The following is a 23,330-nucleotide window of genomic DNA, read 5'->3' as shown; positions in this document are numbered from 1 at the left end:
CTGAACCGAACCTTTTTATTCAAAAAATATCAAAATAAATCTCATGAAATTTTCACACTTTATCTTAATGGTTTGTGCTTTACCATCAGCCATAATAGCTCAAAACAAAGCCACCATCACCATTGCAAACAATTCTGTTTTAGATAGAAAAGAAACGGTTACCGCTATAAAATGGAAAAGCCTTCTTGTCTCCTATCCTCAGATTGACACTGCCAATTTTGTGGTCATTAACAGTAAAACCAAAAAGCAGATTCCGTTTCAATTGGAACACAAAGGACAAGCTGCGATTCAAAATTTATTGGTTCAAGTAGACATTAAAGCCAAAAGTTCATTGCAACTTTTCATTCAAAAAGGAAAACCAGAAAAATTTACTGCTAAAACTTTCGCTCGATTTGTACCCGAAAGATTAGACGATTTTGCTTGGGAGAATGACAAAATTGCTTTTCGCGCGTACGGAAAAGCTTTAGAAAAAACAGAAGGCGATGCTTATGGTTTTGATGTTTGGGTAAAAAACACTTCTAGTTTGGTTTTAAATGACCGCTACAAACGCAATGATTATCATATAGATCACGGCGACGGACTAGATTATTATCATGTTGGCTATACTTTAGGCGCAGGAAACATGGCTCCTTTTGTGAAAGATACGATTCGCTATTCTGGAAATTACCATCGATGGAAGATTTTAGACAATGGTCCGCTTCGCACTACTTTTCAGTTAATTTATGACAGCTGGAATGCTGGCGGAATCAAAGTTCAGGCTATTAAAACGATTTCTATCGATGCTGGGTCGCAATTAAATCGCATTGAGAATCTGTACACTTTCAATGATAACAAACCTTTGTCTGTTGTTGTCGGCATTATTCGAAGAGAAAAAGCTGGAGCTATACTGCTAAACGAACAGCAAGGCATTATGGGGTATTGGGAACCTACTTTTGAAAAAGACGGCACAACAGCTGTCGGTTCTATACTAACTACACCAGCCGATGCAATGTGGGCTAATAAAGAACAATTATTATCTAAAACTTCTGTGAAAAATAATGAGTCAATTGTTTATTACACTGGCGCCGCTTGGGACAAAGCAGGAAAAATTACCAGTTCGCAACAATGGTTTGACTATCTGAATCATTTTAATGAGGAGCTAAAAAATCCGCTTGCTGTAAGCGTAAAATAATCGTAAAGAGAAAAACAAAAACTGAAGAATACTATTAACTAAAAAACAAAAAAATGTCAATTAACTTATTTGATTTAACAGGGAAAACAGCTTTAATTACAGGAGGAGTTCACGGATTAGGAATGGCGATGGCGAAAGGTCTTGGACATGCGGGAGCAAAAATTGTGGTAAACGATCATTCGTCGCAAGAAGCTGTAGACAATGCAATTGCAGAATACAAAGCAGAAGGAATTGAAGCTTACGGATATTTGTTTGACGTGACTGATGAAAATGCTGTAATCGATGCCATCAATAAAATTGAAGCAGAAGTTGGTCCAATCGATATTTTGATCAATAATGCGGGAATAATCAAAAGAACTCCTATTATCGAAATGGAAGTTGCCGACTTTGAAGCGGTAATAAAAGTAGATTTAACCGGGCCTTTTATCGTTTCTAAAAATGTAGTAAAAGGAATGATCAACCGCGGAGGCGGAAAAATCATCAATATGTGTTCGATGATGAGCGAACTGGGAAGAGATTCTGTAAGTGCTTATGCTTCCGCAAAAGGAGGTTTGAAAATGCTGACCAAAAATATGGCAACTGAATGGGCCAAATACAATATTCAAACTAACGGAATCGGTCCTGGTTATTTTGCGACGAGCCAGACAGCGCCTATCCGCGTAAATGGTCATCCGTTTAACGAATTTATTATGGGAAGAACTCCCGCAGGACGCTGGGGAGATCCTGAAGATTTGCAAGGAGCCGCAATCTTTCTAAGTTCAAAAGCCAGTGATTTTGTAAACGGGCACGTAGTGTATGTCGATGGCGGAATTTTGGCAACGATTGGAAAACCTTCAAACGAATAATACTTTCTACAGCTGGTGCATTAATCTGTTTTGATTGATGCACCAGTTTCATTTTAAAACCAAAAGGTAATTTCTGTCAAATGGTAAATTCACTTGGGCAAGAATAGACCTTTACACAAATTCAAAACATTTATAACCGAATTTGAAATATCATTTTCATTACCGCATTCAAATTAGCGATACCAAACATTCATCAAATTTAGAAACCTCATAACGCTGATGAATGTCTATGCAGCTCTGAAATCAAAAATTGAACTTAAAAAACAGCTTTATTGAATTAAAAACGAACATTAAAACATATTTTCTATAAAAACAACAAGCTTTTCTTTGGCTTGAAAATGCAATCTAGCCAAGAATCGCTGATTTACTAACTCAACCAAAACCACTTTATTATGAAAAAAAGTTTACTTGTTTTACTCTGCGCTTTTTCTTTATTCGAAGCAAAGGCGCAAAATTTAAGTTGGGAATACAACTTTGGCATCACCTCCTTAATGCCCTATACTTCCACTGCTTATAGTTCAACTTACCTGCCTTCACCCATGACTGGCGGAGGCAATGCTAGCGTAAGGGCTTCGTCCGCTACTGAAGGTTCTATTGAGCTCTCCTCTACTAATTTTGCAGGAGGCGCAGGAGCCGAACTTAAAATGAATGCTGGCACAACCACAACGGGTGCAAAATTTGGTCTGGCTCCTTTTACAGGCACTGCTGTTGCCGCTTTTGAATGCAAAATCAATGTTGCCTCCGGAACTAATGGCAGATTTCTAATCTATTTTGGCAACGGCAGCAATTTTACTGGCGGTAGCGGCATAAGTTTACCGCAAACATTTGCTGCTTTAAGGCTATCTCCTACTTCTACTGCCGTCAACCTCGAATGGCTTTCGTCTGCGACAAGTCCAAACTATACCACAGCGGGACTTTTACAGACTGCAATAAACAAAGGACAAGTTTATGTCCTAAAATTTTTTCTTAACAACAGCAATACCGACACCAGCTATATCACAGGGACTGCGCCTAACATAACTACGCATAACCTTGCAGCAGGAACTTTTGATGTCTGGATTGATAATATTAAAGTGCTTGCCAATGCAGATCCAGGAGCAGGTTTTCTTCCGCAAGGCAGTAATATTAACGGTATGAATTTGCTGAATGTGGGAGCAGGATCATCGGCGCCAGTACTGTATGTTGATGATATCGTTTACTCCAATTTTTTAACAGCTGCGCCTCCCACGCCTCCAGCAACGATTACCAATACTCTTGTTACGGTAGACTACGAAAGCGGTACCGTAAACTCTGGAATTTCAGATTTAACCACAACACACGCCACTGCTGCTGATGCCGAATATGTAGTAAGCCCAGGCCGAACTGGCAATTATGCTATTGCCCACCGTGTAACCATTGGAGATTCGGGTTATTTTTCTGACAACCATTGGCGAAGCGAAGCTGCTACTGCTCAAATGTTTTCAGACGGAAAATATTATCCCGGAGATGAACGCCGTTTTGAAGTGAGTCTGCAACTGAAAGATTGGGAGCCCTATACTCCGGGGATGGCTCAAAATGGAGACATTATTTTTCAAGGCAAACAAAGTGGAGGGGAAAATCCCGCTTGGTATTTAAGCGCAAAACGCAATAGCATTACCTTTCGTATACCTAATGACAATATTGAACCCTCTATCATAGACGATTTTCGTCCCTATATTAATCAATGGATTGATTTTAGGATTGATGCAAAAATGACAACTGACAACACGGGCTATTACAAGGTTTATTATAGGTTACCAGGGCAGACAGATTATACTTTGGCTTGGCAAGTGAATAATTTTAAAACTTTCAATCAGGATGTTCCTGAAGCTAATCCTTCTGGATATTTGAAATGGGGTTTGTATCGCCCGGGTCAATCCATTACAACTGATCCTCCAAATGTAATGACGCGTATTATTTATCATGATGACATCAAAATTTTTGAATTGAATAATAATAGCGCGCCAGTGCAAATCTGGGGCAACACATTCACTGGAAACAATGTTGAATTTATTGCGCCGATTACAGCAGGTAACACTACGAATCCTAATGTAGCCAGCGATGGAAATACAGCACCAAATTTTTATTATGGCACTAGCGGTGGCCTCAATACCGCAGGCGTAATTAGTGGCCGTGTTTTACTAAATGGCTGGACTAGCAAAGCTAATGCTTCAGACCCTGCTACTTCACTTAATCCTGATCAGTATTTTGAATTTAAATTGCAACCAAAAAATGGCTACAAAATAGATTTTTCTAATTTTAAATTTACAGCGAGAAAAGGAAATGCTTCTGATCCAAGCACATTTGTTATAAGATCCAGCATAGACGGTTTTACAAGTGATATTACGGCACCTCAAACCTTCACTGGAACTGCTGCAACTTTGCTTACTTATGACCTAAGCCCTCTGACCAATATTAAAACTCCAATCACATTGCGTTTATACTGGTACGGATCAAACAGAACCTCTGGAACTTCTTTAGTAGGTATCGATGACTTTTCATTCAACGGTCAGGTTAAACCCGTATTTTATCTCCCTGAGAAGCAAGATATTATTACAAACACCAATACAGGTTTATCCACATACACAGCTCACGATAATGAATTTGACATCACCGCATTAAACAACTGCAGTAATGTTGCCTACAGCTATTTGCTTACTGGAGCAACGTCTGCTACTGGTAATACTACATTAGCCAACAAAGTTTTTAATAAAGGAATTACAACTGTTACATGGACAGCAGCCGATGGATGTAACAATAGTTCGACTTCTTTTACTGTTACGGTTAACGATACGGAAAAGCCAGTTTTTACCATACCAGCTCCCATAACAGTCTCCAATGACGAAAATCAATGTGGTGCAGCATTAATAGTAAACCAACCAATAGTTAGTGATAATTGCGGTGTAACAAGCATTACTAACAATGCGCCAGCATTATTTCCAAATGGCACAACAACTATAATATGGACTGCGATCGACGAAAGCGGCAACACAGCCACAATTCCGCAGACTATAACGGTTATTGATGCACAAACTCCAACTGTAAACTCAGTTGCTTCTGTTGTTCTTTGTTATGAATCAAGCGGAAATTACAATATCCCTTTAGTAACTGCTACCGATAATTGTGCAATTGATACCGTTACTTATATAATTACAGGTGCAACTACAAGAAGCGGAAATGGATTAGACGCAAGCGGTAATTTTAATGTAGGAACATCAACCATAACATGGACCGTTACTGATAACGCAGGAAATAACAGTACCAGCACCTCAACAGTAACCATCAATAGTCAAATTACTGCTCATATTCCAGATGTTTATGCTGTAAATCCGGGAGGAGACGCTAATACTATTTACTTAGGATATGGCCCTTCTTCATTAACTTTAAGCGTACTGCCTTCAAATGGAACAGCACCTTTTACTTATTTATGGAGCAACGGAGCTACAACAGATACTATTTCTATTAATCCGTCAACACCGGGAGTTCACGATTACAGCGTAACTATTACTGATGCGAAAGGCTGCTATATTACCATAACAAAACAAATAAATGTTATCGATATTAGCTGTGGTGCCAAAAAAATAATGATATGCCATACGAACAATAAAAGTCTTTGCATTTCTACCAACGCTGTGTCAGCACATTTAGCACATGGCTGTCATCTAGGCTCATGCGAGGCTACTTTGTCTTTAAAAAATACTGCGGCTAAAACTTCAGAATCTCAAATCGATGATTTTATTGTCAATGCATCACCAAATCCAACAAAAACTGAATTTCAGATAAACATCATGGGAGGAGATCAAACGCAAACCATTTATATCAATGTGTTTGACATATTAGGAAGAAAAATAGATGCTGTGAAATCAAATTATACCTCGTCTATAATGCTAAAAAGCAATTTTAGCGCAGGAACTTATCTTGCCGAAATATGCAATGGAACAAATACAAAAACCATTAAACTTGTAAAGCAATGAGACAATTTTCATTGAAGAACATCTAAACCAAAAATGCAAAGCCAATGAAAGACGGACACTATATATAGTAAGCCAATTTCTTCAAATCTTCCATAAAATGATTTTGTAAATTGTTCAGTAAGTGTCACTCTAAAGGGAAAAAGATAAAAAATATCTTTTTCCCTTTTCTCATATTTTAACTTCCTGTTAACTCCCTATTAGCCATATATTCTACACTTTTGTTTTACTGAAACCAATAAAAAAACAGCTCATCTTATTGCTTCAATTTTACTAGATAACCAATTTTTAAAAGTTCATCTTTAATCGCTTATTCCTACCCATTAATTTACATTCGCAGCTATAGCATAAAATCAGGTTTTAATGAAAAACAACCCTAAACTACTCAGCAATTATGAATACAAGAAATTCTTTCTTCCAGACATATCTACTCATAATCTCTTTAATAATTCGAATGTACAGCTATATCGAATAGAAAATTATTTAAAGAAAATCGTAATCCCCGTAAATCCATATCAGACGACTTTTAACTTTTTGATTTTTGTAACAAAAGGTTTTGTAAAACAACAGTTGGAAACATCTGTTTTTGAAATCAATGCAAATCAAGCTCTTAGTATCAAACAAGGAAATTTTACAGCAACCTTAGAATTGTCAGATGACGTTGAAGGCTTTTTTGTTATTTATGAAAATGAAGTAATCACTGAAATTGCATTAACAACAAGCGATCTCAACTTCTTTTACACTTCGCCCTTCTCTATTTTAAACCCTGATCAGATCGATTGGCTTATCCGCTTATTTGAATTGCTAGAAGAAGAATTGAATCAGGCCGAGAATATTAATGCGATAACTACGGCACTACTCCAATCTGCATTATTAAAAATTATTAGAACCGAAAATACAGACAACAAATCGCTAAGCCGTGCAAGTTTTATTTCTTTTCAGTTTAGGGAATTGGTGCAGAAAAACCACATTCAACATAAGAACATAGATTTTTATTCCAATTTATTAAAAATATCTGATAATTATTTGAACAAATGCATAAAAGAAACCACTGGAAAAGCACCAAAACAATGGATTAATGAAATTACGATTCAGCACAGCCAAATTCTTCTGCAGGATAATTCGAAAGAAATTGCAGAAATAGCATTTGAATTGCATTTTCAATCTCCTTCCTATTTTTCACGTATGTTTAAAAAAGTGACTGGAGAATCCCCTTCTGATTATCGAACACAGTTTTTAAAACATTAAGATTTACAATTCATTCATAATAATAAAAAGAAAACGCTTAAACAGGATGTTTAAGAATCCTGTCTAAGCGTTTTTTAAGAAACTCTGTTTTATAAATTGAAAGAGCGCTTTATGAATAAGTTAAGCAGGCGTACCTTCACTATTAGATACAACAGCATCAATTTGAATTAAAGCATTCGAAGGAATTGCCGAAACACCAATTACTGTTCTTGCAGGCAAATCTCCGCTGAAAAATGAAGTGTAAATTTCGTTTACAGCCGTAATATCAGCCACATTTTTAAGCTGAATATTCACTTTAACAATATCATCCATCTTATGGTTGATGCTTTCTACAATTGCCCTGATATTGTTTAAACATTGTGAAGCTTGTTCTTTAATACCGCTGCCTACTATTTGATTGTTTCCAGGAACCAATGGCAATTGCCCGGAAATATGATTATAATGCGAATAAGCAACAGTATGCGAATATGAAACTTTTGGAGCTTTTTCTGTATTGTTTGCTTCGATTGCCAAAAAACGTGCATCCTCAGGAAGTTGCGGAGGCGTTCCGTCACCATGCGAAACTGCGGTATCAATCTGAATCAAAGCATCCATAGGCAAAGCTGAAGCGTTGATAATCGTTCTCGCAGGAACGTAGCTTGGAAAGAAGTTTGCTAAAACTTCATTTACTATCACTGCATCTGAAATGTCTTTAAGAAAAATAGTGGTTTTAACCACATCATTCATAACATGGCCAATGCTTTCTAAAATTGCTTGAATATTTTTTAAGCACTGTTCTGCCTGCTCTTTTACACCGCCAGCAACAATTTTACCAGACTGTGGATTAATAGGCAATTGAGCTGAAATATTGCTATAGTGAGAAAATGCTACGTTATGGGCGTGTATGCTCTTTGGTGCGTTTTCTGTATTTCTGGTTATCTTAACAAGTTCCAAAGCCTTTTGCGGAGTAGTTCCTTCTCCATTTGAGATAAGAGCATCTATCTGAATTAAAGCGCCATCTAGAGGCAAAGCTTCTACTACAACAGTTGTGCGTGTAGGCAAATGGCTTTTGAAGAATGTTTTGTAAACTTCATCAACAGCATCTGCGTCCGAAATATTCTTTAGGAAAACGGTTAGTTTTACCGCATCATCCATAACATGACCAATGCTTTCTACAATCGATTGAATATTTTTCAAGCATTGTTCTGTTTGTTCTTTAATATCGCTGCTGATAATTTCTCCCGTTTTAGGGTCGATAGGTAATTGTCCCGAAAAATTGTTGTAATGTGAAAACGCTACTGTTTGCGTTGAAAATGGGCTTTTTGGAGCGTTTTCTGTGTTTCTCGAATTCTTTTTAATTTCACTCATAAATCTGTTTGTTTTTCTGTTTTTATAATTGCTTTTTCTATGCTTTGAGTATTTCTATTATCTTATCATGCCCCGAAAGGATCCTTCCAAACTACATCTAGAGCCAAATAATTCACGTCTGTAACATCAGATCCTTTACCAATAAGATTATACATATAGCCTAGATCGAAAACAAATGGAATCTCATGCGGGCTAAGTGAATAATAAAGCGTAAACCTGCTTTCTTTGTAATCAAACTTTGACCATTCCTTCTCAGGTTCATTTTCTTTACTGATGGCAAAAAGCACTTCTGCACCTCCTATAATATGATGTGTTTTACTGTTTCCTAAATCTAGGCTCAGCTGTGTTTTGAAACGTGTTCGCAGCTGAAAATTCTCTTCAGCATTACTAAAATCAGGATTAAAAAATTTCCTAAACTCTTGCCTTACCGTATTTTTCCATTTCAATCCGCTGCCTTCTGTGATATAAGAATAGCGCCCGTATAATCTAAATTCCTGTTCAATTGCCGGATTCAATTCTTCATATGGCACTTCAGAATCATAATTATTAGCTCTTCTATAGCTAAACGCATACGAGTATTCCCAGTTCTTCTTATAGCGATTTGAAATTTCCTCGTTAAGTACTAGAATAGCCATTTTAGAAAACGGATTATTCTCGTCTGGACTGCTCTTTAGACCTACGCCTACGTAAGTAGTAGATTCTTTTTGCTTAAGGGAATCTAAAGATTGCCTGACGCCAAAGGCAAACCAAGAAGCATTTTTTGCTTCTCCCAACCCTGGTGGACTTAATTGTGCGTATGATTTGTTAAATGTGACCACAAAAATGACCACTGCGAATAGCAATTTGCTTTTTGCAGACACTTTTTTCATGTTTTATAAAGTTTAAAATTTATAGCTTACTCCTGCTTTTACGGCGAAAGGGGTGCCTGGAGTAAAACATAATTCGGATACTGAGTTAGTCTCGCCCCTAAGTCTCGTTTCGGTTTCAAATTGCGCTTCGTTCCATTTGACATTAAAGATATTCTGAAACTGCAGATTTACCTCCCAGTTTCTTTTACCGTACCCCAGCACAAGATCATTGACAAAATAGCCGCGTGTGCGTACCGAATTATCTTCGATAGCTGGTCTTGCATCCATATAGCGGTATCTTAGGTTTGCCGAAAAACCAGAAGGAAGCTTAACCGCCACTCCTCCTGTACTGGTTAAAGTTGGGACTAAAGGAATATAATCTTCTCCCTTAGGCACATCAATAAAGCGTGCGTGAGCATAATTGAGGTCTCCGTCTAGATATAGCCATGAAATTGGCTGATATCTCAAACTCAAGTCAAACCCTAAACGTTGTGTTTTTCCAGACGGCTCTACTACAGCTTCGTCTCCAACATATACAAACTCCTGCTGCAAAAACATATGCCAAATGGCAGGCTGAATAATCATATTGGCTGTCGGGCGAAGGATAACGCCTAAATCACTTCCGAAAGAATAAGGAAGAATGTCTTTTCCATCCTGCGCCACTACAACTCTTACGTCGTTAGAGTGAAAACCAAAACCAGATTTAATATACCATTGCACATTTTGGTTCTGCGTAAAAGAAATATTCAATTTTGGACTTACTCTAGCTGCCGAAGCCTCTTTTGCCGAAGGCAAACTAAAAAGACGATCGTGAAGGCTAAAAGTAAAATAGTCCAACCTTGCTGATGGATTAATAAGCCATTTTCCAACTCTATAATCGATTGAAGTATAGCCGTGAACATTAATTTCAGAGGCTGATGCATCTGACATTCTGTCCAACAATAAATCGCGCTGAAAAACATGGTTTAACTGCAAATCCTTGATATCATCAAAACGGAAACCTGCTCCTGATGTCCAAGTCATTCTGCTATTCTCAAACTCAAATCGTCGGATATACTTATTTTCGAGACCATAAATAGAGCGATGATCGGTCTGTTGGATTTCATCTCCATAAACAGGATCATTTAGAAAAAAAGTGAAATTCGAGAACAGATTAAAATCATATTTCGAATAGAACAGATTACTAGAAAACTCTTCATTTTCATTGGCTAAATATCTATAATTTAAGGCAAGATTTGTTCGCGATGTACTTCCGCCTTCTGTTGGATCAATAGATCCCCATCTGCTTATAATACCTTCTTCTACTGCTCTTTCTGGGATCTGTCCAGAGGCATTCCAACCAGAACTGAATGTAGACCCGAGAATAGAGATATAATGTTTTTCATCAATCCATTGATTGTACTTTGCCAAAACATTAATTCGCGTAAAATCCTGCTTGACATCAAATGGGCCATCGGAATAATTGAACTCACCCGCTACATAAAAATTCTTATCCTTGTTGTTTTTATTTAAAAGATTGAGCATTGTCACCGCTCGCATGGTATTAAAAGAACCGCCTTCAATTTTAAAAAGATTATTGTCCAATTTGTCGAATGTGCTAAAATTCACATATCCAGAGGTATTAAAATCTCCCTTATCGGCATAATAAGCCCCTTTTCCAAAATCGATATCTTTGATCGTTTCTGGAATAAGAAAATGCAAATCGGCATACCCTTGCCCATGTGCGTGCGAGACTATATTTACTGGAATTCCATCAGCCATAACGCTAATATCTGTTCCATGATCATTATCAAATCCGCGCAAAAATATCTGTTCCGCCTTACCCCCGCCCGCGTGCTGGGCAATAAAAAGTCCAGGAACTTTTCTCAATACATCCTGTGCAGAATTTACAGGCGTCATTTTTAGATCAACTTTCATTATCTGTTTTCTGAAGTCGATATTGGTTATCGCTACTTTGCCCAGATGCACTGTATCTGCCTCTGGTCTATTTATTTCTGACTTATCTGCTTCTTGCGCAAATCCGTTTTGCACTGCCAACAATACTATTACAATCCCTGTAAAAAGTTTGTTTTTCATTATTATTTATTTTCTTCTACAATTGCCATTTTATTTTCAAAATGGCCCACTAATTTTTTTAAGGAAACGATTATCCACATCGATAAAACAAATGGAAACGTAAGTGTAATCCATCCATTATGCATCATAAAAATGTCAAAGCACGTCGCTATGACAGTTGCGAGCAACACATATAATCCATCTCTAGGTTTTGTTCCGCTGCAGGCAATTCCGCACAATACAGCATTGAAACTAAACATTCCGTCCTCGATTAATTTTGCAGAATCGCGGTCAAAATATGCAATTGCTCCCGCAATTACAGCCGCTACGAATCCGTATAATGCCGCCGTAGGATTATTTAGAAAAACTCCTATAAAGAACAGGAGCCCCGCTGCAATAGTCCCTTGAAAAATCACTTCGCTATACGCGTGCGCCGCTACTTCAAAAACCTCAAGTTCAGGTATCTCTTCATTTACTCCAGGTACTCTTGCCGCTGCCAGTCCGAAATGCTGTATCATCAAAATAGCTATCACAGTAATCGCAATAAAAGGAAAGGTGAAAAAAGGAATTTTTCTTCGAATTGAAAATTCCATAAGCAGAGTGCTTAATACAGAACCTAAAACAACCAAAAACCATATCAATGGACTGGTTTGGAAAAAGAAAACCAATCCTACTCCAATTAATGTTGCATTAAATCCATACAAGCCTGCTTTTATATTTTCGTCGTTAAACTTACAGACTTTTGCTGTTGCGGTTCCAATTATGGCACTCACCAAGGCTCCAGCCCCCATAAGCAAAGAGTCATAAAAAATCGCTATTAAAAAAAACAAACCAGTCCAAGCGCTTTCTTGAAGCATGATCTGGCCTATGCCTTTAAGCACAGTTTCTATTACTATTTTTATTTTTTTCATTTATATATTTCTAGAAGTGAAAAATTGTTTGAATTACCAGCCTAAAAAGACCATCCCAAAACCGCAGGCCAAAACTACTGCTCCGCTAATTGCGGGAGTATAGCGCTCAAATTTTTCTGTTTTGAAAAAAGAGTATCCATAAACTCCCAAAAGCACCATTCCGAGCATAGTCAAAACTGTGGACAATGTAAAGACGCCGATGATTGTAGAAATTTCAGCAACAGAACGATTGAGTCCTGAATAGAATAGTAAAGGAATTAACGGCTCGCTCGGCCCCATCACAAATATGGCAAACAAAACTAAGGGCGTTACTTTAACTCGATTGGCCGGCATAACCACTTCGCCATGTTTGTGCGAATACACAAATACATCTTCTCCCATTACGTCAAAGTGTTTGTGCGCTTTGTTTTTGTAAGCGGCCCAAAGTCCGTAGCAAAGGTAAATTGCGCCAAATAACAGTAGCGCCCAACTTGCAATATTGCCTCTAAAATCTTGAAAAAATGTTATTTTGTTGATTTGCCATCCTAAAAAAACTCCAATAATTCCTAAAACTACCGAACTTAAAATATGTCCTAAACCGCAAACTATTGTTAACATAATGGTCTTAGATAGGCTCCATTTGCGTGATCGCGATAGAACAATAAAGGGCAGATAATGATCTGGACCAGATGCGGTATGAAAGAAACTGATACTGATAGCTGTAATTGATAATGCTATTAAATTTGAATCCATAACTGCTTAAATTTGTATTGCTGTTTTTTCTTCCCAAAGCACGTCCTGCACTTTTCTGAAGAAGTTAAACATTTGCTCACCACCATGCCCTAGAATTCTAATGACAAAACCTTTAGATTCTAGCTCGCTAATTCCGAATGCCACATTTTCTAATACTTCCAATTCTTTAAAGAAGTATTCAATATGATCTTCTACGTCTTCATTTTTTGTATTGAGATACACAAAAGTTCCTTGATGGGTAAAGCCCTCTAGCAATCCCATAGCCCATAAAGGCATAATATCGGGTCTTAACAAAACATTGTCTTTTAGAATAAGCCGATCATGATGATACACTTCAAGAAGATTCTGAAAATGAGCATATTTAAAAGTTTCCCCGTGATGTTTACGTCCACAGGTTATGATTTCGCTTATAGTTAGATCACAATCATCTTCAAGATTGATTTTATTATGACTTTTGAAAGTAGAATCTTCATGAGGCACCACAGGATGAGGCACATACGAGAATGAAGTTCCTTTTTCCATTTTGACATTCATAATTTGCGCTGCACTGCCTTCCATATTGAACAATCGCTGATAGGACTGTGATTGCAATTGCAGACGGGCATTTTCTTTTATATGCACTTGTATATCATAAGAATCACCGCTTAAAATTCCAGGCGATGAACTCATAATCATCAAATACGAAGCTCCATCAGATTTGTATTGTCCCACAGGCATAATCCTGAAAGGTTGCGTCACGTATGCATCTCTTAAAAATGATTCTCCTTCCCTTTCTTCTATTTCTATTTTTAGGGTACTTACCATTCGATTAACGAATTAAATTTGGTTCTTCAATATCTTCTAGCAATGCGTATTTCTTGATCCAGCCTATAACTTCGTCAATTCCTTCTGTAGATCTAAGATTTGAAAACACAAATGGCGCTCCTTTTCTCATTCTTCTCGCATCATTTTCCATCACCTCTAAACTAGCTCCCACATAAGGTGCTAAATCAATTTTGTTGATTAAAAGCAAATCTGATCTTGTAATGCCTGGCCCGCCTTTACGAGGAATTTTTTCTCCTTCTGCCACATCAATTACGAAAATCGTCACATCGGCTAAATCCGGTGAAAAGGTTGCAGAAAGATTATCTCCGCCACTTTCAATTAGAATTAATTCGATATCAGGAAAACGAGAAACCATTTCATCCACCGCTTCCAAGTTCATGCTCGCATCTTCTCGAATTGCCGTGTGAGGGCATCCGCCAGTTTCTACTCCAATGATTTTCTCTTTTGGCAGCAGACTATTCTTTACCATAAATTCAGCATCTTCTTTAGTATAGATATCATTGGTAATTACGCCCAAATTATAATCGTTTAGCATTTTTCGGCTTAAACGTTCTAACAATGCAGTTTTTCCTGAACCTACAGGTCCTGCAACTCCTATTTTTACATATTTTCTATTTTCCATTTTTTTATTTTTTTATGACATATATAATCTTGAATAAAGTCTCTCGTGCTGCATACATCGAATATCAAAAGCGATGCTGCAAAGACCTACAAGTTCTCTGTCTATTGTTAAGGTTTCTTTTGCTAATTTTTTAATAAGTGGCTGCAATTCAAATAAAACATCTTGCCCTTCCAATTGTCCCAGAGGTACTAGTTTTACTGAATTTGTAATCATTCCGATGGCTGCATTGTAATAAAATGCAAACAAAGCTTCGTCTAAAGGAATTCCCAAGAGTTGCGCGTACAATCCGAAAGCGATGCAATAGTGGGCTGATGCGTCTTTATTGGCAATTGCTTGTTCATAACCGTTAATGAGATCAAACGCTTTCTGTCTTCGAAAAATCTTGATTAATCGAATTCCAAGTTTTTGACTTGCCTCTCGTATTTCCCGCGGACTCTTTAAAGCGCTGCATTCTTGATCTAACTTAATTACAGTTTCTAAATCATTTTCTGCAGCCGCTACATATGCAAGTTTTAAAAAAGAAGCATCATTATATTTAATGTTATACATTAACATATTGGTCACAAACTCTTTTGCTGAAGCCACAGAATTTACCGCCTCATCCTGAACATAAGTCTCCAACCCGTTGGAGTGTGTGTATCCCCCAATTGGCAAAGTAGGATCTGCCAAATGCAGAAGACTTCCTAAATAGGTATTTTCTATATTAGTCATTTGAAGAGGCCATATTTAGAATTTTGGTAAAAAGCGATGAGTTTCCGTGGCCGTGAGGCGCTACATTTGATTTAAGTAAATGCAGAAGTTTTATCTCCTGTTTTTCAGGGGCATAACCACTTGCTTCAAGCCATCGAAACATCGGCATTTCAAATGGCATCATAATCTGGTCATTCTGTATGAATAATGGAAGATGCTTATTCCCTATTTCGTAGCAGATTGTCCCCATTTCTAACAAAGATGAAGGTGTCATTACAATCGCTTCACACGGTTTAATATTTACCACAACTGCTTTTTTGCTGTCTTGATAAAGAATGTCGTCCTGATTCAATCGCTGTCCTTCCTGAATAAACTTAATGGCAATTTCCATCTCTGAATTTGTACGCTTACGCTGAATTCGCTTAGTAGTTTCAAACCATTCAATTTCCAGAAAATCGACCTCTAACCCTTCAATCGAATGCGTATTCGTATTGCCTATTATCTGTTGTATAATCATTATTTCGTTTTTTTAAAGGAGATGTTTTTTGAAACTCCTAGTCCTAATGTTGATCCATTTATTCCGGCAATAAATGTTCTATTGCTCGTTTTATTTGCATCATTTCCGGTAGTGTTTTCATAAGATAGCTCACAGAATTTAGCTTTTAACGCCCATCCATTGCCAAGAAATACTGCAACAATCGGATAAATTCTTCCCAGATATCCATTATAGCTATAGGATTCTGGAGTATTCATAAGCGTATTTCCCCATACATAATGTGCGTCGGCCTGCGCGATGATTGCAAAATGCTCTCCAATATTCCAAGAGTCACTATAAAAAGGACCAATTTCGTGTTTAGAATCTGTAAGGTTCCCTAATCCGTTTTTCTCTCTGTCAAAAGCATAATTCATTCCTGCGACGACATGATCATTAAAAAAATATCCTACCCCGATTGGGTTTGCGCCAAAACTGCTCCCCGTATTATTATTGTCTTTATAGGTTAAAGAACCATAAAGCATTAAAGATCCTTTCTGTGCGCTAACCGCTGTTAGACTTCCACATACTAGGAGAAGAATTAACCCTAAATTAATTTTCCAAGTATTCATAAAGTTCTTCTTGATATTTTTATTTCTAATCTCACTGCGACAAAAACAAACTGTTGCAGTGAGAAGTAGAATATTTATTAATTAAAACAGATAATACAATTGCGCTAATGGAAGTTTATCCAATGGCTCGCAAGTGATTTTTTCTCCGTCGATTGTCACCGTATAGTTTTCAGCATTTACCATGATTTCTGGAGTTGCATTGTTGTGAATCATATCGGCTTTTCCAATGTTTCTGCAATTTGAAACCGCTAATAATTTCTTTTCCAAACCATATTTTTCAGCAATATTATTCTCAATCCCAGCTTGAGAAACAAAGGTGAATGCCGTTTTTGTCAACGCTCTTCCATAAGTTCCGAACATATTACGCATAATTATAGGCTGCGGTGTCGGAATAGAAGCATTGGCATCTCCCATTTTGCTTGCTGCAATAAAACCTCCTTTTACGATAATTTCAGGTTTTACACCAAAAAGTGCTGGCTTCCAAATTACCAGATCGGCAATTTTTCCTGCTTCAATAGACCCAACATAATTCGAAATTCCGTGCGCGATTGCAGGATTGATGGTATATTTAGAAACATATCTTTTTGCACGGAAGTTGTCATTTTTATTTTCCTGATCTTCGGCCAAATGACCTTTTTGTTTCTTCATCTTATCTGCCGTCTGCCAAGTACGGGTAATTACCTCTCCTACACGCCCCATCGCCTGCGAATCCGAACTCATAATGCTAAACACTCCCATATCCTGCAATACATCTTCTGCTGCAATAGTTTCTGGACGAATACGCGAATCGGCAAAAGCTACGTCCTCAGGGATTTTTGGGCTCAAATGATGGCAAACCATCAGCATATCCAAATGCTCATCGATAGTATTTGTCGTGTAAGGCCTAGTCGGATTTGTAGAGGCCGGCAGCACATTTGGATACATTGCCGCTTTGATGATATCTGGCGCGTGGCCACCGCCCGCTCCTTCCGTATGGAACGTATGAATAACGCGCCCTGCGATAGCATTCATAGTATCTTCTAGAAATCCTGCTTCGTTAAGCGTGTCGGTATGAATGGCTACTTGTACATCGTACTTGTCGGCTACTTTCAGAGAAGCGTCTATCACGGCAGGCGTCGCTCCCCAATCTTCGTGAATTTTCACTCCCAATGCTCCAGCTTCAATTTGTTCTTCAATTGGAGCCTCTGTAGCCACATTCCCTTTTCCGAAGAAACCAACATTTACAGGAAACGCTTCTGCAGCCTGCAGCATTCTCTTAATGTTATGTTTTCCTGGGGTAACTGTTGTAGCATTTGTCCCATCAGCAGGACCAGTTCCTCCACCTATCATGGTAGTGACTCCACTATACAAAGCGGTTTCAATTTGAGTGGGACTAATAAAATGTATATGCGTATCAATTCCGCCAGCAGTAACAATATATCCATGTCCTCCATGAACCTCGGTAGAAGCGCCAATAATCATATTTGGAGTAATATTATCCATAATATCAGGATTTCCTGCTCTACCTACCCCAACGATTTTTCCATCTTTGATACCAATGTCTGCCTTTACAATTCCCCAATGGTCAATAACTGTAGCACCAGTTATTACAAAATCGAGAACACCTCCGTCACGTAAAGCCGTTGAAGATTGACACATACCGTCTCTTACGGTTTTTCCTCCGCCAAACTTTGCTTCATCCCCATAAGAACAAAAATCTTTTTCAATTTCTATAATAAGATCTGTATCTCCTAAACGTATTTGGTCTCCTACGGTTGGACCAAAAATACTTGTATAATTTTTTCTAGTTACTTCTAAACTCATGATTTCACATTTTTAAATTTTCCTTCTTCTAAGCGTTCTAATGCAAGAGCTTTATTATGCGGAGATAAGTCTCCGTCTACTAAATTGTTATGGCCAAAAAGACGCTGATTTCCTCCAAATTGAGTCAGTTCAACTTCTTTTTCTTCACCTGGCTCAAATCTCACTGCGGTACTGGCAATAATATTCAATCGCATTCCGAATGCTTTTTCTCTGTCAAACGACATCATTCTATTCACTTCAAAAAAGTGAAAATGTGAACCTACCTGGATTGGTCTGTCTCCAGTATTTGTAACTTTTATAGTTAACGTTTCACGGCTATCATTACATATAATAGCACTGTCTTTTAATATAATCTCTCCTGGAATCATTTCTGTTTTTTTTTTATCGCACAGGATTGTGCACGGTTACTAATTTGGTTCCATCGGGAAATGTCGCTTCAATCTGAATATCATGAATCATTTCCGGAACGCCTTCCATTACATCTTCCCTGCGGAGCAGTGTCGCGCCGTATTGCATTAATTCGGCTACAGTCCTTCCGTCTCTAGCACATTCCATCAGTTCACTGCTGATAAGGGCAATAGTCTCAGGATAATTTAGTTTTAAACCACGGGCTTTTCTCTTTTTAGCCAATTCGCCAGCAGTATGAAGCATAAGCTTCTCAATTTCTCTTGGTGTTAAATGCATAATAAAAATATTATAGTTAAAAAATAACGTATGCTGCTGAAAGCTTCATAATCGATCTCTTTTTGAATCAATTATGATCTTTTCAGATGTAATAAAAATGTTGGAGGGAGATTGGAATCGAGGCAATATATGCCTTTTCCAAATAGAATTCTAATGGGATGAATTAGTTGTGCATTTATAAAAAGGCCGTGCACCTGCCTTAATTACTGAAAATGCAATGGCATAGGGATACGAGCGTTTTTTCGCTATGCGCTACCATGCCGGAAATTTTTTCCATTCATGACAAGAAACTGCATTTCAGCATGAACATCGTGTGCTAAAGATCAATTTAGCTCTCTCGAAAAAATTAAAAGGGAATTTGTAAACTGTGAAATAGGATATTTCGTGGTATATTTCTAAAAGGAGCAATATTTCGTACTAATAACCCCTGACTGTTCAATTTTACGCTTTCTGTGCAAACTAAACAGTGGACTCTTAAGTCCATGCCATCAAAATGAAATGGAGATGCAGGCAAATTACTGTTGCATTTCTCCGTTTCAGAAGTATTTTCCAAAACATCAAATTTGAATTGATCAGAATCTGAAAATGCTTTTTCAAATATAGCTTTGCTAGGAGATGAAATCTCGAAAAAAGATTCAGTTGTGGCATTGCCATTTATCTTATTTACAATGCCTTTGCCATAACTATTTGGGATAGTCAATAAACAGATTTGTAAAAATAAAATATAAGCTAACTTCATCTCGAAGACTTCAATTATTATAGTATAATTCCTTTTGTATATGCAAATTTAGCAGGGCTTAAATACAATTGAGTAGCACAAATCTTGACTTTTCTTTTCCAAATTTAGCAACGATACAACTTTAACATTTTTTTTCATAATGTCAGAGTCAAGTCGCCGACTCTTCAACTAAAAAAGAATTGATAATTTATTGATGGTTGGCACATTAAAATTGAGAGAAAATAGGTTAATTTCCTTAAATCATTCAAAAATGGTTTGTAATTTCTATCATAGAGGTCACCACAGCCAAAAGGCGCCAATTGAAAACAATTGGCGCCTTTTTTATTATTCCTTATAAAAAATGAATACTCTGATTCACTTTGTGGATGACATCCTTAATTAGTTTTTTTATTAAGGCTCAACGATATTGAACCAGAAATTAAAGTTGTCTATTTTACTTAGAAAATTTGTAAACGCGTTTTTATCCCCTGTGATTTTTATTGTGCCATTGTCAACGAGGTCTTTAAATGAAGTTTCTCCGAGACTTATGCGATCTAAATCTTTTCTGTTTATGGTCAGACTTGCAGTAACATCCTCATTCACATTACTGCCTATGCGCGGGTTAACGACTCCATTTTCTATTAGTAGGGCAACTTTTTCGTTAACATCTGGCATTGTAATATTGAAATTGTATTTCATTGCCGCAGCATCAGGATCTGTACCCTTGAACTTCATGGCTAAGAAATTAAAAAATAAACTGGTAGACATTCCTCTTACCATATCTGGACCAGCCGTGTTTGGTGATGGAAGCACTTTTACACCATCTCGCAGCTCTTTTGCTCCTGAAAGATAAAAATTTCTCCACGGTCCAGACTCTGCCTGATATCCCAACTGTTCATAAGTGTCTGCAAGCAGATTTCTCGCACTCTGATTTTTAGGATCTGCAAATACCAACAAAAGGCAGAAATCGAGATAACATCACTACCTGAATTGCGCATTATTCCGTCACAAATACATCAGCTGTTTATACATTTAATTACAAATTCTATAAAATATGCCAAGAAGGACACTAATCCGAAAATCAGAATTGGCATTGAGGAAATTACATCTGATGAAATTATAGATTTTGGAGCCGATCCTGACATTGATTATATAAAAATAGCTATTGCTGATAATGGAATTGGTTTTCATAAAAACTTTGAAACCCTCATATTCAATCCGTTTTACAAACTGCAAAACAGTAACGAACACTATGGAAGCGGACTCGGACTAACATTAGTTCAAAAAATAGTCTACAATCACAAAGGATTTATTAAAGTTTCCAGCGAGCCTAATAAAGGCACTGTCGTTTATATCTACCTCCCCTATGAATCAAATTGATAACTAAATCTCCATTTCTGGAGATTTTTTTAATTATAAAGTCTATGGCAATTGTAGAATAATCATTTTTAATTCTATAAAAAAGCTTCAATCTGAGCATTTATATTTGAAATATTAGAAAAATGCATATGTAAACACTTGTAAACCTGAAAGTAAGAATGTATTTCTAATCATAAGTTATTTAACTAATTAAGAGATATTATGAAAAATTTTCAAGACGAAAAACAACGAGATTTATCCATCAATACCTCCGATGGTACCAACAAGTTTTTAACCACAGATCAAGGTGTAAGAATTAATGATGATAATAATTCGCTAAAAGCCGGCGATCGCGGACCTTCACTGCTAGAAGATTTTATTTTAAGAGAAAAAATTACGCATTTTGACCATGAACGAATTCCTGAAAGAATTGTTCACGCACGCGGTTCAGGTGCGCACGGTTTTTTTGAAGTGACTAATCCAATTCCAGAGTTGACAAAAGCGGGTTTTCTTCAGGAAAAAGGACAAATAACACCTGTTTTTGCCCGATTTTCTACCGTTGCAGGATCAAGGGGCTCTACAGATCTTGCGAGAGATGCGAGAGGTTTTGCTGTAAAGTTTTATACCCAAGAAGGAATTTACGATTTGGTGGCCAACAATATTCCAGTATTTTTTATTCAGGATGCTTCAAAATTTCCAGATCTTATTCATGCTGTAAAACCAGAGCCGCATAACGAAATACCACAGGCTGCATCGGCTCATGATACGTTTTGGGATTTTATCTCGCTAATGCCCGAATCTATGCACATGATTATGTGGGTAATGTCGGATCGAGCCATCCCGAGAAGCTATAGAATGATGGAAGGTTTTGGCGTTCACACTTTTAGATTGATAAATGCTCAGGAAGAATCTGTTTTTGTAAAATTTCATTGGAAACCTAAATTAGGAACTCATGCGGTTGCTTGGGATGAAGCACAGAAAATTTCGGGTAAAAATCCTGATTTTCATCGCCAAGATTTATGGGAAGCCATAGAAATGGGCAATTTCCCAGAATGGGAACTAGGAATCCAGATTATTCCAACTGAAGACGAACATAAATACGATTTTGATTTGCTTGACCCTACCAAAATTGTTCCAGAAGAATTGGTTCCTGTCACTGTAATTGGAAGAATGGTTTTGAATAAAAATCCTGAGAATTTCTTTGCAGAAACAGAACAAATCGCTTTTCATCCCGGTCATGTGGTTCCAGGAATTGATTTTACAAACGACCCGCTATTGCAAGGACGTCTATTTTCGTATACCGATACGCAATTATCAAGATTAGGAAGCCCTAATTTTCATGAAATACCAATTAACAGAAGCGTTGCTCCTATTCACAACAATCAGCGTGATGGGCATATGCGTCAGGAGATCAATAAAGGCAGGGTAAGCTATCATCCCAATTCTTTGGGCGGAGGCTGCCCATATCAGGCAAAAATTGCTGAAGGAGGTTTTGCAAGCTTCAACGAGCGTGTCGATTCTCATAAAGTAAGAGCTAGAAGCGAAAGTTTTAGAGATCATTTTGGGCAGGCCAAATTGTTCTTTAACAGTCAGACACCCGAAGAAAAAAGTCATATTGTAAAAGCTTTGCGATTTGAACTTGGAAAAGTGCAAACCACGGCAATTAGAGTCAGAATGTTGGGTTTATTATCTCAAGTTGATACTGAACTCGCAGAAAAAGTTGCTTTGGGTCTTGGAGCAACTGTGCCGCCTATTTTGGAAACACCAATAAATAAGGGAGTATCTCCAGAAACAGAGGAAGCCAAAACTCAAGAACCTCAAACCGTTGCATCTTCTATCGAATCTTCTCAGGCTTTGAGCATGATTAAAAATCCAACCAATTCGCCTACAATAGAATCTAGAAAAGTTGCCATTCTGGTAACCGATGGTGTTTCTGAGTCTTCTGTAATGAACATGAAAAATGCATTGAAAAAAGAAGGCGCAAAAGGCTGTTTAGTAGCTCCTCATTTGGGTTCTGTTATAACCGATAAAGATGGCACAATTCCAGCAGAATTTAGTTTCCTGACTGCTTCATCCGTTTTATTTGATGCTGTTTACGTGCCGCATGGACTAGGTCTTAATGCATTGGCAGAAAATGAAGATGTCTTGGAATATTTAAATGATGCTTACAAACACTGCAAAGTAATTGGCGCCGATGGCGAAGCTTCAGAAATTATAAGTGGAACTCCTTTTTCAGGAAAAATTACAAATAATGATCCCGGAATTATCGTCACGAGCGAAATCGCCAGCGAAGCATTTGCTCAGGAATTTATCACTGCTATGACCATGCATCGATTTTGGCAGCGTGAACCAAACTTATATAACTAATTCTCAAAAAAT

General features: G+C 37.4%; 21 protein-coding genes. 6 read left to right on the top strand and 15 right to left on the bottom strand.

Annotated elements, in window-relative coordinates:
- The first annotated feature begins 43 nt into the window (after positions 1-43).
- From N4T20_RS14760 to N4T20_RS14745, 4 genes are all read left to right on the top strand, one after another.
- Entirely contained in the window at positions 44-1,171 is a 1,128-nt protein-coding gene (locus tag N4T20_RS14760; RefSeq protein WP_260669900.1) for a DUF4861 domain-containing protein, read from the top strand.
- A gap of 53 nt (positions 1,172-1,224) precedes the next feature.
- The gene (locus N4T20_RS14755) at positions 1,225-2,016 is read left to right on the top strand and encodes a gluconate 5-dehydrogenase (protein WP_260669899.1); all 792 of its coding nucleotides are present in this window, start codon (positions 1,225-1,227) and stop codon (positions 2,014-2,016) included.
- A gap of 392 nt (positions 2,017-2,408) precedes the next feature.
- Entirely contained in the window at positions 2,409-6,008 is a 3,600-nt protein-coding gene (locus N4T20_RS14750; RefSeq protein ID WP_260669898.1) for a heparin lyase I family protein, read from the top strand.
- Positions 6,009-6,368: 360 nt separating this feature from the next.
- On the top strand, positions 6,369-7,253 hold the full coding sequence (locus tag N4T20_RS14745) for an AraC family transcriptional regulator (RefSeq protein WP_260669897.1): 885 nt from the start codon (positions 6,369-6,371) through the stop codon (positions 7,251-7,253).
- 120 nt (positions 7,254-7,373) lie between these two features.
- Here the strand turns inward: N4T20_RS14745 and N4T20_RS14740 are convergent, their stop codons facing one another.
- The 15 genes from N4T20_RS14740 to N4T20_RS14670 form a co-directional block, all read right to left on the bottom strand.
- Entirely contained in the window at positions 7,374-8,600 is a 1,227-nt protein-coding gene (locus tag N4T20_RS14740) for a RidA family protein (RefSeq protein ID WP_260669896.1), read from the bottom strand.
- 65 nt (positions 8,601-8,665) lie between these two features.
- On the bottom strand, positions 8,666-9,469 hold the full coding sequence (locus N4T20_RS14735; RefSeq protein WP_260669895.1) for a DUF2490 domain-containing protein: 804 nt from the start codon (positions 9,467-9,469) through the stop codon (positions 8,666-8,668).
- Positions 9,470-9,481: 12 nt separating this feature from the next.
- Complete coding sequence (locus N4T20_RS14730) at positions 9,482-11,524, bottom strand: TonB-dependent receptor (protein WP_260669894.1); 2,043 nt, start codon at positions 11,522-11,524, stop codon at positions 9,482-9,484.
- Positions 11,525-11,526: 2 nt separating this feature from the next.
- The gene (locus N4T20_RS14725) at positions 11,527-12,414 is read right to left on the bottom strand and encodes an urea transporter (RefSeq protein WP_260669893.1); all 888 of its coding nucleotides are present in this window, start codon (positions 12,412-12,414) and stop codon (positions 11,527-11,529) included.
- Positions 12,415-12,447: 33 nt separating this feature from the next.
- The gene (locus tag N4T20_RS14720; RefSeq protein ID WP_260669892.1) at positions 12,448-13,146 is read right to left on the bottom strand and encodes a hypothetical protein; all 699 of its coding nucleotides are present in this window, start codon (positions 13,144-13,146) and stop codon (positions 12,448-12,450) included.
- 6 nt (positions 13,147-13,152) lie between these two features.
- The gene (locus tag N4T20_RS14715) at positions 13,153-13,950 is read right to left on the bottom strand and encodes an urease accessory protein UreD (protein WP_260669891.1); all 798 of its coding nucleotides are present in this window, start codon (positions 13,948-13,950) and stop codon (positions 13,153-13,155) included.
- Positions 13,951-13,954: 4 nt separating this feature from the next.
- Entirely contained in the window at positions 13,955-14,593 is a 639-nt protein-coding gene (gene ureG / locus N4T20_RS14710; RefSeq protein WP_260669890.1) for an urease accessory protein UreG, read from the bottom strand.
- Between the two features lie 12 nt (positions 14,594-14,605).
- On the bottom strand, positions 14,606-15,295 hold the full coding sequence (locus N4T20_RS14705) for an urease accessory protein UreF (protein WP_260673117.1): 690 nt from the start codon (positions 15,293-15,295) through the stop codon (positions 14,606-14,608).
- A 1-nt stretch (position 15,296) separates the two neighbouring features.
- Positions 15,297-15,800, bottom strand: coding sequence for an urease accessory protein UreE (gene ureE, locus N4T20_RS14700; RefSeq protein WP_260669889.1), 504 nt, complete (start codon positions 15,798-15,800; stop codon positions 15,297-15,299).
- On the bottom strand, positions 15,800-16,387 hold the full coding sequence (locus tag N4T20_RS14695) for a hypothetical protein (protein ID WP_260669888.1): 588 nt from the start codon (positions 16,385-16,387) through the stop codon (positions 15,800-15,802). Before N4T20_RS14695 ends, ureE begins: the two co-directional genes overlap by 1 nt.
- Positions 16,388-16,468: 81 nt before the next feature.
- Entirely contained in the window at positions 16,469-18,190 is a 1,722-nt protein-coding gene (ureC, locus tag N4T20_RS14690) for an urease subunit alpha (protein ID WP_260669887.1), read from the bottom strand.
- On the bottom strand, positions 18,187-18,558 hold the full coding sequence (gene ureB / locus N4T20_RS14685) for an urease subunit beta (protein WP_260669886.1): 372 nt from the start codon (positions 18,556-18,558) through the stop codon (positions 18,187-18,189). The genes ureC and ureB overlap by 4 nt, the downstream gene beginning before the upstream one ends.
- A 13-nt stretch (positions 18,559-18,571) precedes the next feature.
- Entirely contained in the window at positions 18,572-18,874 is a 303-nt protein-coding gene (gene ureA / locus N4T20_RS14680) for an urease subunit gamma (RefSeq protein ID WP_260669885.1), read from the bottom strand.
- Positions 18,875-19,220: 346 nt separating this feature from the next.
- Positions 19,221-19,613 (bottom strand): hypothetical protein, encoded by a 393-nt coding sequence (locus N4T20_RS14675; protein WP_260669884.1) that lies wholly within the window; start codon positions 19,611-19,613, stop codon positions 19,221-19,223.
- Positions 19,614-20,003: 390 nt separating this feature from the next.
- Entirely contained in the window at positions 20,004-20,549 is a 546-nt protein-coding gene (locus N4T20_RS14670; RefSeq protein ID WP_260669883.1) for an alkyl sulfatase C-terminal domain-containing protein, read from the bottom strand.
- A gap of 33 nt (positions 20,550-20,582) precedes the next feature.
- Between N4T20_RS14670 and N4T20_RS14665 the strand changes: the two genes are divergently transcribed.
- Both N4T20_RS14665 and N4T20_RS14660 read left to right on the top strand, forming a co-directional pair.
- On the top strand, positions 20,583-20,972 hold the full coding sequence (locus N4T20_RS14665) for a sensor histidine kinase (RefSeq protein WP_260669882.1): 390 nt from the start codon (positions 20,583-20,585) through the stop codon (positions 20,970-20,972).
- A 201-nt stretch (positions 20,973-21,173) separates the two neighbouring features.
- Positions 21,174-23,318, top strand: coding sequence for a catalase (locus tag N4T20_RS14660; protein ID WP_260669881.1), 2,145 nt, complete (start codon positions 21,174-21,176; stop codon positions 23,316-23,318).
- The last annotated feature ends 12 nt before the right edge of the window (positions 23,319-23,330 follow it).

Origin of the sequence: Flavobacterium sp. TR2 (assembly GCF_025252405.1) — a bacterium.
GTDB lineage: Bacteria > Bacteroidota > Bacteroidia > Flavobacteriales > Flavobacteriaceae > Flavobacterium.
Note: the sequence above shows the minus strand (reverse complement) of the source record. Positions and strands in the feature narration are given on the sequence as shown.

Excerpts from the sequence above, each read along its gene's own strand:
- N4T20_RS14730 (WP_260669894.1), bottom strand. The coding sequence starts at position 11,524 with ATGAAAAACAAACTTTTTACAGGGATTGTAATAGTATTGTTGGCAGTG.
- N4T20_RS14675 (WP_260669884.1), bottom strand. The coding sequence starts at position 19,613 with ATGAAGTTAGCTTATATTTTATTTTTACAAATCTGTTTATTGACTATC.
- ureB (WP_260669886.1), bottom strand. The coding sequence starts at position 18,558 with ATGATTCCAGGAGAGATTATATTAAAAGACAGTGCTATTATATGTAAT.
- ureE (WP_260669889.1), bottom strand. The coding sequence starts at position 15,800 with ATGATTATACAACAGATAATAGGCAATACGAATACGCATTCGATTGAA.
- ureC (WP_260669887.1), bottom strand. The coding sequence starts at position 18,190 with ATGAGTTTAGAAGTAACTAGAAAAAATTATACAAGTATTTTTGGTCCA.
- N4T20_RS14755 (WP_260669899.1), top strand. The coding sequence starts at position 1,225 with ATGTCAATTAACTTATTTGATTTAACAGGGAAAACAGCTTTAATTACA.
- N4T20_RS14725 (WP_260669893.1), bottom strand. The coding sequence starts at position 12,414 with ATGAAAAAAATAAAAATAGTAATAGAAACTGTGCTTAAAGGCATAGGC.
- N4T20_RS14660 (WP_260669881.1), top strand. The coding sequence starts at position 21,174 with ATGAAAAATTTTCAAGACGAAAAACAACGAGATTTATCCATCAATACC.
- ureG (WP_260669890.1), bottom strand. The coding sequence starts at position 14,593 with ATGGAAAATAGAAAATATGTAAAAATAGGAGTTGCAGGACCTGTAGGT.
- N4T20_RS14735 (WP_260669895.1), bottom strand. The coding sequence starts at position 9,469 with ATGAAAAAAGTGTCTGCAAAAAGCAAATTGCTATTCGCAGTGGTCATT.
- N4T20_RS14715 (WP_260669891.1), bottom strand. The coding sequence starts at position 13,950 with ATGGTAAGTACCCTAAAAATAGAAATAGAAGAAAGGGAAGGAGAATCA.
- ureA (WP_260669885.1), bottom strand. The coding sequence starts at position 18,874 with ATGCATTTAACACCAAGAGAAATTGAGAAGCTTATGCTTCATACTGCT.
- N4T20_RS14740 (WP_260669896.1), bottom strand. The coding sequence starts at position 8,600 with ATGAGTGAAATTAAAAAGAATTCGAGAAACACAGAAAACGCTCCAAAA.
- N4T20_RS14695 (WP_260669888.1), bottom strand. The coding sequence starts at position 16,387 with ATGAATACTTGGAAAATTAATTTAGGGTTAATTCTTCTCCTAGTATGT.
- N4T20_RS14750 (WP_260669898.1), top strand. The coding sequence starts at position 2,409 with ATGAAAAAAAGTTTACTTGTTTTACTCTGCGCTTTTTCTTTATTCGAA.
- N4T20_RS14720 (WP_260669892.1), bottom strand. The coding sequence starts at position 13,146 with ATGGATTCAAATTTAATAGCATTATCAATTACAGCTATCAGTATCAGT.
- N4T20_RS14760 (WP_260669900.1), top strand. The coding sequence starts at position 44 with ATGAAATTTTCACACTTTATCTTAATGGTTTGTGCTTTACCATCAGCC.
- N4T20_RS14745 (WP_260669897.1), top strand. The coding sequence starts at position 6,369 with ATGAAAAACAACCCTAAACTACTCAGCAATTATGAATACAAGAAATTC.